The organism is Nesterenkonia aethiopica, assembly GCF_039534665.1.
Classification (GTDB): domain Bacteria; phylum Actinomycetota; class Actinomycetes; order Actinomycetales; family Micrococcaceae; genus Nesterenkonia; species Nesterenkonia aethiopica.
The window spans coordinates 67,179-81,732 of sequence record NZ_BAAAVT010000014.1 but is presented as its reverse complement, the minus strand read 5'-3'; the positions used below and the strand labels follow the sequence as shown (position 1 = coordinate 81,732).

The 14,554-nt window shown below is 71.5% G+C and carries 12 protein-coding genes; 8 read left to right on the top strand and 4 right to left on the bottom strand.

Features of this window, described 5'->3' with window-relative positions:
• The first annotated feature begins 28 nt into the window (after positions 1-28).
• On the top strand, positions 29-2,317 hold the full coding sequence (locus ABD658_RS11420) for a molybdopterin oxidoreductase family protein (RefSeq protein WP_344681376.1): 2,289 nt from the start codon (positions 29-31) through the stop codon (positions 2,315-2,317).
• On the top strand, positions 2,314-4,023 hold the full coding sequence (locus ABD658_RS11415; RefSeq protein WP_344681378.1) for an FAD-dependent oxidoreductase: 1,710 nt from the start codon (positions 2,314-2,316) through the stop codon (positions 4,021-4,023). Before ABD658_RS11420 ends, ABD658_RS11415 begins: the two co-directional genes overlap by 4 nt.
• Positions 4,024-4,194: 171 nt before the next feature.
• Here the strand turns inward: ABD658_RS11415 and nirD are convergent, their stop codons facing one another.
• Positions 4,195-4,584: a nitrite reductase small subunit NirD gene (nirD, locus tag ABD658_RS11410; RefSeq protein ID WP_070158806.1), complete on the bottom strand. Its 390-nt coding sequence runs from the start codon at positions 4,582-4,584 to the stop codon at positions 4,195-4,197.
• Between the two features lie 226 nt (positions 4,585-4,810).
• Here nirD and nirB point away from each other — a divergent pair, with 226 nt between their 5' ends.
• The 3 genes from nirB to ABD658_RS11395 all read left to right on the top strand — a co-directional run bounded on the left by nirB (position 4,811) and on the right by ABD658_RS11395 (position 9,569).
• On the top strand, positions 4,811-7,531 hold the full coding sequence (gene nirB, locus ABD658_RS11405) for a nitrite reductase large subunit NirB (protein WP_344681380.1): 2,721 nt from the start codon (positions 4,811-4,813) through the stop codon (positions 7,529-7,531).
• Positions 7,528-8,343: a uroporphyrinogen-III C-methyltransferase gene (gene cobA / locus ABD658_RS11400; protein WP_344681382.1), complete on the top strand. Its 816-nt coding sequence runs from the start codon at positions 7,528-7,530 to the stop codon at positions 8,341-8,343. Before nirB ends, cobA begins: the two co-directional genes overlap by 4 nt.
• 65 nt (positions 8,344-8,408) lie before the next feature.
• Complete coding sequence (locus tag ABD658_RS11395; RefSeq protein ID WP_425574511.1) at positions 8,409-9,569, top strand: uroporphyrinogen-III synthase; 1,161 nt, start codon at positions 8,409-8,411, stop codon at positions 9,567-9,569.
• A gap of 43 nt (positions 9,570-9,612) precedes the next feature.
• Here ABD658_RS11395 and ABD658_RS11390 read toward each other — a convergent pair whose 3' ends face one another.
• From ABD658_RS11390 to ABD658_RS11380, 3 genes are read right to left on the bottom strand one after another with little or no spacing between them, the layout of a single operon-like run.
• Complete coding sequence (locus ABD658_RS11390) at positions 9,613-10,980, bottom strand: MFS transporter (protein ID WP_344681386.1); 1,368 nt, start codon at positions 10,978-10,980, stop codon at positions 9,613-9,615.
• A gap of 14 nt (positions 10,981-10,994) precedes the next feature.
• Positions 10,995-11,924 carry an NADP-dependent oxidoreductase gene (locus ABD658_RS11385; RefSeq protein ID WP_344681388.1) on the bottom strand — a complete coding sequence of 310 codons (930 nt, stop codon included), beginning with the start codon at positions 11,922-11,924 and terminating at the stop codon, positions 10,995-10,997.
• The gene (locus ABD658_RS11380) at positions 11,921-12,559 is read right to left on the bottom strand and encodes a DsbA family oxidoreductase (protein ID WP_344681390.1); all 639 of its coding nucleotides are present in this window, start codon (positions 12,557-12,559) and stop codon (positions 11,921-11,923) included. Before ABD658_RS11380 ends, ABD658_RS11385 begins: the two co-directional genes overlap by 4 nt.
• Positions 12,560-12,647: 88 nt before the next feature.
• On the opposite strand from ABD658_RS11380, the gene soxR reads away from it, so the two are divergent.
• The 3 genes from soxR (at position 12,648) to ABD658_RS11365 (ending at position 14,550) form a co-directional block, all read left to right on the top strand.
• The gene (soxR, locus tag ABD658_RS11375) at positions 12,648-13,097 is read left to right on the top strand and encodes a redox-sensitive transcriptional activator SoxR (RefSeq protein ID WP_344681392.1); all 450 of its coding nucleotides are present in this window, start codon (positions 12,648-12,650) and stop codon (positions 13,095-13,097) included.
• 119 nt (positions 13,098-13,216) lie between these two features.
• Positions 13,217-13,951, top strand: a complete 735-nt coding sequence (locus ABD658_RS11370) for an HAD-IA family hydrolase (protein WP_344681394.1) — start codon at positions 13,217-13,219, stop codon at positions 13,949-13,951.
• On the top strand, positions 13,948-14,550 hold the full coding sequence (locus tag ABD658_RS11365) for a TetR/AcrR family transcriptional regulator (protein ID WP_344681396.1): 603 nt from the start codon (positions 13,948-13,950) through the stop codon (positions 14,548-14,550). Before ABD658_RS11370 ends, ABD658_RS11365 begins: the two co-directional genes overlap by 4 nt.
• Positions 14,551-14,554 lie beyond the last annotated feature (4 nt).

Genomic DNA, 14,554 nt, shown 5'->3' with positions numbered 1-14,554 from the left:
CTGACCCCGACCCCAGGAGCATTCCCCGATGACCCCCACGGCGCGCACCCGCACAGGTTCGACGCGCACAGGTTCGACGCGCACAGTGCAGACCCACTGTCCGTACTGTGCTCTGCAGTGCGCCATGGACCTCACGGTGGTCGAGCGGCCCGGAGCACCGGACAGCTTCAGCGTCGACGGCGCCTCCTTCCCCACCAATCAGGGCAGGCTGTGCCGCAAGGGCAACACCGCCGCCGAGCTGCTGACCCGCCGCCACGACCGGCTCACCGCACCGTTGCTGCGTGGAGACGACGGCGAGCTGCACCCCACCACCTGGGAGGCCGCCCTGACGCACGTGGTCACCGAGATCCGCCGCATCCAGGACGAGCACGGGCCCGACGGCGTCGGCGTCTTCGGCTCGGGAGGCCTCACCAATGAGAAGACCTACGCACTGGGGAAGTTCGCGCGGGTGGCCCTGGGCACCGCGCAGATCGACTACAACGGCCGGTTCTGCATGTCCTCGGCCTCGAAGGCCTCCACCCTGGCGTTCGGGCTGGACCGCGGGCTGCCGTTCCCGCTGACGGACCTCGACGCCGCCTGCACCGTGCTGCTGCTGGGGTCCAATGTGGCCGACACGATGCCGCCGTTCGTGCAGCACCTGGAGGGAGCTCAGACCTCCGGAGGGCTGATCGTGGTGGACCCGCGGCGCAGCGCCACCGCGGAGCTCACGGCCGACGGCGGCGGCCTGCACATCGCCCCGGCACCGGGCGGGGACCTGATCCTGCTGCTCTCCGTGGCGCAGGTGGTCCTGGAGGAGGGGTTCGCCGCCGAGGACTACCTCAGCCGGCGGGTCACCGGGCTGGACGCGTTCCGACGCTCCGTGGCCCACTGGTGGCCCGAGCGCGCCCAGGCGGCCACCGGCGTCGGAGCCGATCAGATCCGTCTGGTGGCTCGCCGGCTCGGCCACGCCGCCCGCGCCGCACGCGCCGGGGGCGACCCCGTCTACATCCTCACCGGGCGCGGGGTGGAGCAGCACAAGGACGGCACCGACACAGCCCGGGCGGCGATCAGCCTGGCCCTGCTGCTGGGGCTGCCCGGCAGCCGCGCCGGCGGCTACGGCACGCTCACCGGGCAGGGCAACGGGCAGGGCGGTCGGGAGATGGGCCAGAAGACCGACCAGCTGCCCGGCATCCGCTCCATCACCGATCCGGCCGACCGCGCGCACATGGCCCGCATCTGGGGCGTGGACGAGGAATCCCTCCCCGGCCCCGGCCAGCCCGCCGCCCAGCTGCTGCACACCATGGGGCGCGACGGCGGCGTGAAGGGCCTGCTCGTCCACGGCTCCAATGTGGCGATCTCCGCGCCCGACGCCGGCCGGGTGGTGGAGAACCTGCGCGCCCTGGACCTGCTGGTGGTCGCCGACTTCTTCCTCTCCGAGACCGCCGAGGAGGCCGACGTCGTGCTTCCGGTGCTGCAGTGGGCCGAGGAGGACGGCACCATGACCAACCTGGAGGGCCGGGTGCTGCGCCGTCGGAAGCTCGTGGAGCCGCCGTCGTCCGCTGGCCCGGACTCCGGGCCGCGCTCGGAGCTGTGGATCTGGCACGAGCTCGCTCGCCGACTGGGCCGCCCCAGCGGCTTCCCCGTGGACCCGGCAGAGGTCTTCGCCGAGATCCGCCAGGCCACCGCCGGCGCCGCCGCCGACTACTCGGGGCTCGACTGGGACCTCATCGACGCCGGCCATGCCCCGTACTGGCCGGTCCCCTCGGCGACGCTCAGCGGTGAGGCCTCCCTCACCGGGGAGCCGATCATCGGCACCACCCGGATGTTCCTGGAGCGCTTCGCCCACCCCGACGGGAAGGCGCGGCTGGCCGCCATCACCCCCGGGAAGATCTCCGCCCCGGCCCCCGGGCAGCTCACCCTGACCACCGGCCGGCACATGGAGCACTATCAGTCCGGCACGCAGACCCGCCGCGTACCCGCCCTGCTGGACACCCACCCGGAGGCGACCGTGGCCGTGCATCCGGCAACCGCCCTGGAGCACGGCCTCGACGACGGCGACCAGGCCGTCATCGCCAACGCCCAGGGCGAGATGACCGCACGCGTGGTCTGCGACGCCGGCATCCGCACCGACACGATCTTCGCCCCCTTCCACTACGCCGGCGCCGGGACGGCGAACCGGCTCACCCAGGCGCTGACCGACCCGCAGAGTCGGATGGCCGAGTTCAAGAACACGCCCGTGACGCTGCGCCCGGCCGGGGCGTCTCGCACGGCGCCGGCCGGGGTGACCCATGACGCTGAGCCTGCTGTGACCGCCCCTTCGAAGGAGACCCGCCTGTGACGTCCCCGTCGACCGCCCCCCGCTCCGCTGCCGACGCCTCCCCCGCCGGTGACACTCCCACCGGCAGCTCCGCCGCCGAGCAGGCACCCCACGTGGTGGTGCTGGGCTTCGGCCCCGTGGCCGCCCGCCTGCTCGAGCAGCTGCGTGACGACGTCGCCGCCGGTCACCTGCGCGTGACCGTGGTGGGCTCCGAGTGCGTCCCGGCGTACCAGCGGATCAGGATCGGCGACGTCAGCGTGGGGCGCAGCGAACCGGAGGACCTGGCCCTGACCGACGAGGCCGAACTGAGCGAAACGGGAATCGAGGTCCGCTGCGGGGTCACCGCCACCGCCCTGCATGCCGCCTCCCGGATCATCACCCTCGACGACGGCGGCATCCTGCACTACGACAAGCTGGTCCTCGCCACGGGCGCGGAGCCGACCGTCCCGCGGATGACACTGGAGATGCGCCGCGACGGCCACATCGACGCCGAGCTGACCATGAAGGCCAACGGCCGCTCGGCGGGGCGCAGATCTCGCGCGCCGGGGGCGGAGTCTGAGGAGCCCCGCCGGTACCCGGAGGGGGTGATGGCGCTGCGAGACCTCGATGACGCCCGACGCATCCGCGAGATCGTCTCCCGCCGTGAGCGGGCCGTGGTGCTCGGCGGCGGCGTGCTCGGAGTGGAGGCCGCCCTGGCGATCGCCGAGGTGGGCGGTGAGGTGACGCTGCTGCACCGCGGCACCGTGCCGATGGGCCGACAGATCGACACCGACTCCGGGATGCTGCTGCGCCGTCAGCTGGTGGACGCCGGCGTGGACGTCCGCTCCGCCTGCGACGTCAACACGGTGGTCGCCGACGACGGCCGGCTCTCCGCCGTGCGCACCTCGCTGGGTGAGAAGATCGACACCTCACTGCTGATCACCTGCACCGGGGTGCGCCCGCGCGACGGCCTGGCCGCCGATGCCGGACTGCCCACCGCCTGGGGCGTGGTGGTGGACCGGCAGTGCCGCAGCACCGGGGACCCACACGTCTTCGCGGTGGGTGACTGCGCCGCCGTCGAAGGGCGCGATCCCAGCGGGCTCATCGGCCTCGGCTGGGCGCAGGCCGAAGCGGCCGCCGGCACTCTGCGTGCCGACCTGGGACTCAGCGCGCCCACCGAGCACGACGCCGCCGGGCGTCCCGTCGATCTGACGGCGTCGACGGCATCGGTGTCATCAGCGTCATCGGTGTCGTCGGTGATCGGCCCCGCCCCGCAGACTCTGGATGTGATCCTGGTGAAGTCGAAGACCCTGTCCGTGGCCTGTGCTGGGGAGACCGCCGTGGATCCCTGGGACCCCGAATCGCCGACGGTGTCCACCTGGTCCGACCCCAAGGCCGGACAGTATCTGCGCATCGTCACCGAGGGCGATCGTCTGCTGGGGTTCGTCTCGGTGGGGATGCCGCGCTCCGCGGCGGAGCTGGCGTTGCACTGCACCCGCGGCACCCTGCCCGTGGCCGACCGCACCGCCCTGCTCGCCGCCGAGCACGCCACCAAAGAGGCCGAGCTCGGGCCCGACGACGTCCTGTGCCGCTGCTCCGGGGCGACCGCCCGGCAGGTGGAGGAGGCGGCATCCTGCTGTGACACCGTGGAGGAGGTCGGGGCGGCCTGCCGGGCCGGCACCGGCTGCGGCACCTGCCACCGGAACATCGAGAGGATGCTGGCCGCGGCCGAGCCCGCCGTGGTCTGAGGCCCCTCCATCCGGGGCCCCTGAGCGGGCACACGAGCGTCGAGGAGTCATTTCCCGGCACCCCTCACCCCGCCTGACACGCGTCAGGTGGGGTGAGATGCACGGGGAACTGACTCCTCGACATGAGGACCAGACCAGAGAGGCGGACCGGAGCACCCCGGCCCGCCCCTGTCACAGGCTGACGTGGACCCTGCCCTCGGCATCGACGTCCACCGCGAAGACCCGCAGCGCGAGCCCGTCCTCGCTGAGGCACTGACCCGACTCGAGGTCATAGACCTGCTTGTGGATCGGCGAGGCCAGAGTGGGCCGTCCGCCCTTGGTGCCCACGATCCCGCGAGCCATCACATGGGCCTTCGCGAAGGGGTCCCACTGGGAGACGGCGAACACGCGGTCTCCGGGAACACGGATCAGGGCGATCTGCACGCCCTCGACCAGGGCCGCCTCGCCCCAGAAGGGCTCGAGGTCCTCCAGCCGGCAGACCGCGTGGCGCCCGTCGGTCGACGCCGCGGCGTCGGCGAGCGTCAGGTCGGGCTCTTCGGTGAGATGCAGTGCTGTGGTCATACATCCACGCTAGGCGTGCGGGATTTCCCCCATCGTGCGCGCGTGTTTCCCCCCGGTGAAACGTCCTTCAGCACCCCGGATCACCACGCTGAACGCCTCGTCATATTGGCTTTACAAAGGCGATACGGCAGGGAAATCGCCTCTCCCTACGCTGGATCCAACCCCGAGCACAGGGCACCGTCACGGTGCCTCTGACACGCTCTTCTCGACCGGCAAGGTGAGGATCATGTCTGCACCCAGCACAGCGACCCCGACTCCGAGCGACGCCGAGACGCGGCACATCGTCGTCGTCGGCGGCGGCCCCGCGGCCCACCGGCTGACCGAGGCCCTCGTCTCCCGCGAGCTGCCCGGCACCCGGATCAGCGTCTTCACCGAAGAGATGCTGCCGCCCTACGACCGCGTCGCCCTGTCCAAGCGCTTCGAGATCGACGACGACCTCCTCCTCGGCGAGCCCGCCCTCTGGGAACATCCCACCGTCACCCTGCACACCGGACGGTCCGTCACCGCGCTGGACGTCGCCGCCCAGCGGATCACCACCGCCGACGGCGAGACCCAAGGCTACGACGAGCTCGTCCTGGCCACCGGCTCCTCCGCCCCGCGGCCCCGGCTGGCAGGCGCCGAGGAGATCGCGGTCTACCGCACCCTCGACGACGTCGACTGGCTGCGTCAGCGGGTGGCGGACCTCGCCGTCGAGCTCGGCCGCACTCCGCAGTGCGCCGTCATCGGCGGCGGCCTGCTCGGGCTCGAGGCCGCCGGCGGGCTGAAGGGGCTGGGCGCACAGGTCACGGTGGTGCACTCCAAGCCGTGGCTGATGAACGCCCAGCTGGACGAGTTCGGCGGCCGCACCCTGAACCGCCTGCTGGAGAAGGAGGGCTACGACCTCCACTGCGGCGAGCGCCCCGCCGGCCTGGAGATCCGCGACGCCGCCGCCGCGGGAGCCGGCCGGTCCGCCGCTCCACAGCCTCGCTACGCCCTGACCTTCCCCGCCATGGACACGGTGGAGGCGGATCTGATCGTCGCGGCGATCGGCATCACCGCCCGCGACGAGCTCGCCCGTGAGGCCGGTCTGGACATCGGGTCCCGCGGCGGGGCCGTCATCGACGCCACCTGCGCGACCTCGGCGCCGCATGTGTGGGCCATCGGTGAGGTCGCCTGCTTCGAGGACATCTGCATGGGCCTGGTGGCTCCGGCCAACGCGATGGCCGAGGTCGTCGCGGACCGGCTGGCCGGCGGGGCGGCCGAGTTCGACGGCTTCGACACTGCGGCGAAGCTCAAGCTCGCCGGCATGGACGTGGCCTCCTTCGGGGATGGCTTCGCCGAGACCGACGGCGCCCTGGAGGTCGTCTACGCGGACCCGGCCGGCGGCGTCTACCAGAAGCTGGTGGTCTCCGAGGACGCCAAGACGCTGCTGGGCGGCATCTTCGTCGGCGACGCCTCCCCCTACTCCTCGCTGCGCCCGCTGCTGGGCCGCGAGCTGCCGGCCGAGCCGGGCGCCTTCCTCTCGGCAGCCGGCGGCGAGGTCGCCGACCTGGACCTGCCCGACGACGCCCAGGTGTGCTCCTGCAAGGACATCTGCGCGGGCACCATCCGCAAGGCCGTGGTCGGCGACGGCGTCGCCCCGCCGTGTGCGGACATCGGCGCACTGAAGTCGTGCACGAAGGTGGGCACCCAGTGCGGCTCGTGTCTGCCGATGGCCAAGAAGATCATGGAGAAGGAGATGGTCGCCCAGGGGATGGAGGTCTCCACCGCCCTGTGCGAGCACTTCGGCCTCTCCCGCGCCGGGCTCTTCGAGGCGGTGCAGGCCACCGGGCTCACCTCCTTCGCCGAGATCATCGAGCGCTTCGGGACCCCCGCGGACGCCAGCGTCAACTTCGGCTGCGACATCTGCAAGCCGGTCATCGCCTCGGTGCTGGCGGCGCAGCATGACGAGTACATCCTCGACGGCGGCCGCGGCACCCTTCAGGACACCAACGACCGTGCCCTGGCGAACATGCAGAAGGACGGCACCTATTCGGTGGTGCCGCGGGTCCCGGCCGGGGAGATCACCCCGGAGAAGCTCGCCGTGATCGCGGAGGTCGCCCAGGAGTTCGACCTCTACACCAAGATCACCGGCGCCCAGCGGATCGACATGTTCGGCGCCCGTCTCGAGCAGCTGCCGCTGATCTGGAAGCGCCTGGTGGAGGCCGGCTTCGAGTCCGGGCAGGCCTACGGGAAGGCGCTGCGCAATGTGAAGTCCTGTGTGGGCTCCACCTGGTGTCGCTACGGCGTCCAGGACTCGGTGGCGATGGCCATCGAGCTGGAGATGCGGTACCGAGGGCTGCGCTCCCCGCATAAGCTCAAGTTCGGCGTCTCCGGCTGCGCCCGCGAGTGCGCGGAGGCCCGCGGCAAGGACGTCGGCGTCATCGCCACCTCGGAGGGATGGAACCTCTACGTGGGCGGCAACGGCGGCGCCACGCCCGCCCACGCCGAGCTGCTGGCCAAGGACCTCGACGACGAGACCCTGCTGCGCTACATCGACCGCTACATCATCTACTACGTGCGCACCGCTGACCGGCTGCAGCGCACCGCCCGCTGGATGGAGGAGCTGCCCGGCGGGGTGGACCACGTCCACGACGTCGTCGTGAAGGACACCCTGGGCATCGCCGAGGACCTGGAGGCCGCCATGGCCACCCACGTGGGCCGCTACGAGGACGAATGGGCCGCCACCCTGCGGGACCCGGAGAAGCTGCGGCGGTTCCGCAGCTTCGTCAACGCCCCCGACGCCCCGGACACGGGGCTGGCCTACGTGGTGGAGCGGGACCAGCGACGCCCGGCCACCGCGGAGGAGGTCGAGGCGGCCGCCGCCGGCGAGGGGCCCGTGCTGCTCTCCGGTCCCCGCATCCCCGTGCGTCAGGACGGCGGCGAACCCGCCGCGGCCGCTGCTCAGCCGGTGGGGGTGCGGTCATGATCGGGCATGTGACCCTGGTCGGCGGAGGGCCGGGTGCGGCGGATCTGATGACCGTCCGCGCCCGGGACGCGCTGGCCGCCGCCGACGTCGTCTTCTACGACCGTCTCGCCCCCACCGACGGCCTGCCCGACTGGGCGCCGGGGGCTGAGCTGGTCGACGTCGGGAAGCGGCCTGGACATCACCGGGTCCCGCAGGAGACCATCCACCAGATGATGATCGAGGCAGCACAGTCAGGGAAGGCCGTGGTGCGGCTCAAGGGCGGAGACCCGTTCGTGTTCGGCCGCGGCTGCGAGGAGGTCGCCGCCTGCCGGGAGGCCGAGGTGCCGGTCACCGTAGTGCCGGGGATCTCCTCGGCCATCGCGGTCCCGGCCGCCGCCGGGATCCCGGTGACCGCGCGCGGCGTCTCGAAGGCGTTCACCGTGATCTCCGGGCACGACCCGCTCAGCGAGGAGGAGCTGGCCGGGCTCGTCGGGCTCGGCGGCACCACCGTGATCCTCATGGGCGTGGGCACCCTGGGCCACACGGTCACCGGGCTGCGCCGTCACGGTCTGGGCGACGACGTCCCGGTGGCAGTCGTGGAACACGGCTTCGGCACCGACCAGCGCGTGTCCATCGCCCCGCTGGGCGAGATCCTGGGCGTGGCTGCCCAAGCCCGGATCAGCCACCCGGCGGTCCTGGTGATCGGCGAGGTGGTGCGGCTGGCCGCCGTCGAGCCGATGACGGGAGAGGCCGCCCACAGCCTGCCTGCCGGTGAGGCGACGGCGAGCGCGGGCGTCCAGCGGATCCGCGCCCTGGCGGGGGCCGTGCTGTGAGCCCGTCGCTGAGCACCACCGGATTCCCCGCTGGACCCTCTGCCGGGCCCTCCGCCGGGCCGACCATGCGCTCCGGCTCCGCCGGCGGCGCCTCCTCCCCCGTTCCGCCGGCGTCGGCGGCGCTTCCGCAGTCGCTGGCCGGGTTCCGCATCGGGGTGACCTCGGACCGCCGGAGCGAGGACCTGATCTCGGCCTTCGAGCGCCGCGGCGCGGAGGTCATGCATGCCCCGGCGCTGCGCATCGCCCCGATGACCGAGTCGGTGACCCTGCAGCGGGACACCCGCCTGGTGGTCGAAGCCCGCCCGGACCATACGATCATCACCACCGCCTACGGGATGCGCCGCTGGGCGGAGGCCGCCGACGCCTACGGGCTGGGCACCGCGCTGCATGAGGCCCTGGAGGGCTCCAGCGTCCTGGTGCGCGGGCCCAAGGCTCGTGGTGCAGTCCGCGCCGCCGGGCTGGATGACGACGGCGCCGCCGATGACGAGCGCACCGCCACCGTGGTGGACATGCTGCTGCAGAAGGACCTGACCGGCACCACCGTGGCGTTCCAGCTGCACGGACGCACCGATCACGAGCAGATCGCCCGCATCGAGGCCGCCGGAGCCCGGGTCATCACTGTGATGCCCTACATGTGGGCCAAGCCCGCCGAGGACTCGGCGCTGCTGCGGATGATCGACGCCGTGATCGAGCGTCAGCTGGACATCGTCACGTTCACCGCCGCGCCCGCCGTCGACGCGTTCCTGGAGGTCGCCCACCAATACGGCCGGGCGGCCGCGCTGCTGGAGGCGTTCCGCTCCGACGTCGTCTCCGCGGCAGTGGGGGACGTCACCGCGGCCCCGCTGCACGAGGCCGGGGTCCGGCCGATCATCCCGTCCCGGTGGCGGCTGGGCGCGATGATCCGCCTGGTCTGCGACCACCTGGAGGAGCACCAGACCCTGCGGCTGGACACCCGGCACGGACCGGTGGAGCTGCGCGGCGCGGAGGTGCGGTTTCCGGAGGTGACCGATCAGCCCGTGCGCCTGGCGCCGGGGCCGCTGGCGCTCATGCGCGCCCTGGTCAAGGCCGAGGGCGCGGTGCTGTCCCGGGAGCATCTGTTGGCGGTGCTGGGGCACTGCGACTCCGAGCACGCCCTGGAGATGTGGGTCTCCCGGCTGCGCAAGGCTCTGCCGGTCTCCTCAGTGGTGTCCACAGTGGTCAAGCGCGGCTACCGGCTGGCGGTTTGAGTCTGGTGCGCGTGGCCGCTGCCGAACGCGCTGCCATCGCGTGTCACGAGGTGTCCGCAGGACGTCCGATGCCCAGTGACGCGATGACGGTTGCCGCAGAGGCCAGGCCGATCAGCATCACATAGACGGCGGGAAAGGATCCGCCGCTGACGAGGACGGCAGCGATGAGCGCCGTCACGACGCCGATACCCATGCTTTCCCCAGTCTGCAGTGCGGAGCTGACAGTGCCCTGTTCGCCGGGGTCAGCGAGGGCGAGAGCTGCGCTGGACAGGCGTGGGTACGCCGTCCCCATGCCGGTTCCCATCGCCACGGAGGCGATGACGACGCTCCACAGCGGTATGTCCGTGACGATGTGGACGAGCACCGTGGCAGGCCCTGTGCCGACCAGCATCGTGGCGATCAGGACGAGTCGGCGATGGGACGTCGGCGTGCTCGGACGACGTCCTTGGATCCATGCGCCCAGCGCCCACCCTCCGGCGGCGGCGGCGATGACCAGACCAGCGGTCGTGGGCGGATACCCACGGACGGCCTGCAGGTAGAGGGTCAGATAGAGGTCAGTGGCTGTGGCCGTCGCGCCGAGGACGGCCCGCAGGGCGATGAGGCGCTGCGGCGCACCTCGCAAGGTGAAGGTCCCCTTCGGCAGAAGGCTGCGGGCGGTGAGGAGGAGCGCCAGAGACACCCCTCCGACGATGACGGCCGTGCCAGGGCCGTCGCTCTGTCCGCTGAGATACAGGACCGCCAGCAGTCCGGCCGCGAGGACCGCGAGCACCCCGTTGCGTCCGACGATCCCCGCTGACAGAGATCGTCGCGAGGATGCCCAGCGTGAGGTCGCGGCTTCCCGGGATGGACGCGTGGCGTGCAGCAGGCAGAACAGGGAGACGGCCGCCCCGAGGAGGACGACGCCGAACACCGCTCTCCAGTCCATGAGCTCGGCCATGGCACCGGCGACGACCGGCCCGGCCAGGGAGGGGACCAGCCATGCGCTGGTCAGGAGCCCGAACATCTGGGGGCGGACGGCCTCCGGGATGTGCCTGGCGATGAGGACGTAGAGGATCACCGAGTCGGTCCCTCCTCCGAGCCCCTGCAGAAGTCGCCCGATGATGAAGATCGGGACGTCCCAGGCCAGGACGTTCAGCATCACACCGAGCAGGAAGATCGTTCCACCGACCATCAGCGGTGTGCGCGGCCCCGCCCGGTCGGCCCAGTTGCCTCCGACGATCATGCCGACCAGTGCGGTCGTGATCGTCGCCGCGTAGGCGAAGGAGTACCAGCCGATGTCTCCGAGGTCTGCGACCGCCACAGGCAGGATGGTGGTGACGGCGAAGGATTCGAAGGCGATGAAGGTCATCAGAGCCAGCACGCTGGCGATGAACGGCCAGGTCTGTGTCGTCCACAGTCGGCGCTGACGCATCGAGGCGCGGTCCGTCACCGTGCCTGCCCGATCTCGAGGACGACCTTGCCACGACCGTGGCCCGTCTCGACATCTCGGTGCGCTGCGGCCACCTCGTCGAGCCCATAGGTCCGGCGCACATGGACCTCGAGCTCACCCGCGGTGACACGTCGCATGAGATCGGCCAGTCGCGCCGCGTCACGACGACTGCGCACGATCCGGCATCCGAGCTCGAGGGCCAGGGCCATGTCCACGATCGTGGCGATGCGATCACGATCGGCCACCAGGTCGACAGCCGTGCGGAGGTTCTCGTGGCCCGCGGCGTCGAAGACCACGTCCACCCGGCCGCTCAGGGCGCGGATGCGCTCGGCCTGGCCCGGCCCGTAGGTGATCGGGACGGCGCCCAAAGATCGCAGGTAGGCGTGGTTCACCTGGCTGGCTGTCCCGATCACCGTGGCCCCTGCGCGGACGGCCAGCTGCGTGAAGATGGTGCCGACCCCACCGGCAGCGCCGCAGACCAGCACGACGTCATCGGCTCCGATCCTGAGGTCCTCGAACGCCGTGTGGGCCGTCTGCCCCGAGGCTGACAACGCTCCCGCGACATGCCAGGGGACTCCGGCGGGTTTGGCCACGATCTGCGAGGCGGGCACGGCGACGTATTCGGCGTAGCAGTTCAGCAGGGCGAACCCGGCCACCTCATCACCGGCGCGGACACCCTCCACCTCGGAGCCGACCTCTTCGACGACGCCGGCGAACTCGTTGCCGAGGATCTGCGGAAACTCGATCTCTGCTCCCGGAGGTCTCCACCCTGCCCGGATCGCAGCATCCGTGAGCTGTACGCCGGCGGCGAGGACCCGCACCAGCATACCGTCCGACGACGGTGAGGGACGCGGCATCTCGCGCACTCGCAGGACCTCGGCCGGGCCGAACTCGTCGATCGCGGCGGCGCGCATCGTCCCGCTCATCGGACCGCCCCCGCCGCTGCCATGAAACGCACCAGGTCTTCGACCGGCGCGGCACCGGAGACCCGACGCCCGTCTGGCGCCACCACCGTCGGCACCGACTCCACCGACAGCCTCTGGGCCTCTCTGAGGTCGTGAGCGACCTCCTCTGAAAACGCTCCACCCGCCAGCGCGCCGTCGATCTCTTCGGCCCTGAGCCCCCACCCAGCGGCCATAGCGCGCAGGACACCGACGTCACCGAGCCGCTCGTTGCGGATGAAATGCGCGGCGAAGGTCGCGTCCCACGCCGCCTCAGCATCGATGTGGTCTGTGACCGCGGCGAGCTTGAGGAGACGGTGGACCGGACGCGAATCGAACATCAGCGCACCGTCGACGGCGAGGTCCAGGCCTTCGCGGCGTCCTTCGGTGCGAAGGCGCCGGCTCGTGGACTCCCACTGCGCGGACGACAGCCCCCACTCGCTCGTCGCGACGGTCGCCGTCGTCTGGCCCGGGCTGACCGGGCCGTCCGGTTCCAGCAGGAAGCTTCGCCGCCGCACATGCAACGGTTCGCCGAGGACGGAGGCGGCACGGCGCAGTCGACGCAGTCCGATCCAGCACCACGGACACCGCACGTCCGCCCACACATCGAGGTCGATCATCGTCTCCTCCTTCGCCGGGATCACGTGCAGTACAGTCGACTACGTCAAGTCCACTTGATGTCAAGCGAGCCGATGAGGAGGGCGGAACGTGCCTCAGGTCCCAGAAGACGTCGTCTGGCTGAAGCCGGGCCAGATCGCCGAGCGTGCCGGAGTCGCGGTGTCGACGCTCCATTACTACGAGTCGATGGGCCTGATCCGCAGCCGACGCACCTCCGGCAACCGGCGTGAGTACCGACGCGACACGCTGCGGGTCCTGGCCTTCATCCGCGCATCCCAACGCGTGGGAATCAGCCTCGACCGCATCAAGGGCGCGCTGGACCGACTCCCTGAGGAGGGTCTTCCCACGGCCAGAGACTGGGCACGGATCTCTCGTGAATGGAGGGACGACCTCAATGAGCGGATCGAGCACCTCACCGCTCTGCGCGACCGCTTCTCCCTCTGCATCGGCTGCGGATGCCTCTCCTTGAAGTCGTGCCCGTATTCCAATCCCGACGACATCCTGGGAGCCGATGGCCAGGGCGCCCGCCGGCTCCCCTAGTCGACTACCCTCCGTCCCTCCTCCTCGAGGCTCCGGCAGGCCGGACCCAGCCCGCCGCGGGGTACACTCGTGACGAAACGAGGTAGACAGATCTACCTACTACCGGCTGAGGAGGCCCGATGAAGGACCTGACCGACTACTCCGTCCTCACGTTCGACTGCTACGGCACGCTGATCGACTGGGAGGCGGGCCTCTCCGCCGTGCTGACCGGCTGGGCGCGCGAACACACCCGCGAGATGAGCCCCGAGGATCTCCTGCAGGCCTACTCGGCCCAGGAGGCGGCCGTGATGCGCGAGCATCCCACCTGGCTCTACCCGGAGGTCCTCGCCGAGGCGTTCCGCCGCACCGGCGAGGACCTCGGCGTCACCGTCAGCGAGCAGTGGGCGCGACGACTCGGCGCGTCCGTGCCGCAGTGGCCCGCCTTCCCTGACTCTGCCGAGGCGCTCGCCGCCCTGGGCCGCCGGTACGACCTGGTCATCCTCTCCAACGTCCACCGGGCCGGCTTCACCGGGAGCAACACGCACCTGCGCGCGGACTTCACCACCGTCATCACCGCCGAGGACGTGGGCGCCTATAAGCCGGCCGCCCCGCATTTCGAGGCCCTGGAGTCCTGGTTGGCGGAACGAGGCACTCCCCGCTCAGACGTGCTCCACGTGGCCCAGAGCCTGTTCCACGACCACGTGCCGGCCCGTCGGCACGCGCTGGACTCGGTGTGGATCAACCGCCGTCACGCGCAGCCCGGCTGGGGCGCGACCCCGGAGCCTGCCGAACCATGGAGCTATGACGCCGAGTTCCGCTCCATGCAGGAGTTCGCCGATGCCGTCGAGGCCGCGTTCGACGGCGGCGGGTCATGACCGGCGCCGAGCCATCCGCAGCGCGACGGGGCTCCGCCCGGGCCCGCCTCCTGGAGGCCGCCGCCGGGCTGTTCTACGCCGAGGGAATCGCGGCGACCGGCATCGACAAGGTCATCGCGGAAGCGGGCGTGGCCAAGATGAGCCTGTACAACAACTTCTCCTCCAAGGAGGAGCTCGTGCTGGCGTACCTCGAGTGTCGGCACCAGGAGTGGATGGCGCTGTACCGGCACCGCGCCCAGGGCGCCGTAAGTCCGGAGGACGGCGTGCTCGCCGTCTTCGACGCCTACCTGGACCATGCGGAGGCGGCCTACGTCCACGCGTTCCGTGGATGCGGACTCCTCAACGCCGCAGCGGAGCTGCCTGCCGGGGCACGCGGGCGGGAGGCCGTACGCCGCCACAAGGAGGAGGTGGAGGAGGTCCTCGCCGCACATCTCGAGCGCCTCGCCCCTCGCCCCCTCGCGCAGGAGACCGCCGAACAGCTCTCCTTCCTCCTGGAAGGGGCCATGAGCAGAGCGGGCCTCGACGGCGGCCCGGACCGCCTGCGGCGCGCACGCCGGATGGCCGAGCGGATCCTGGCAGGCCTCGGGCGCGAGCCCTGAGGTC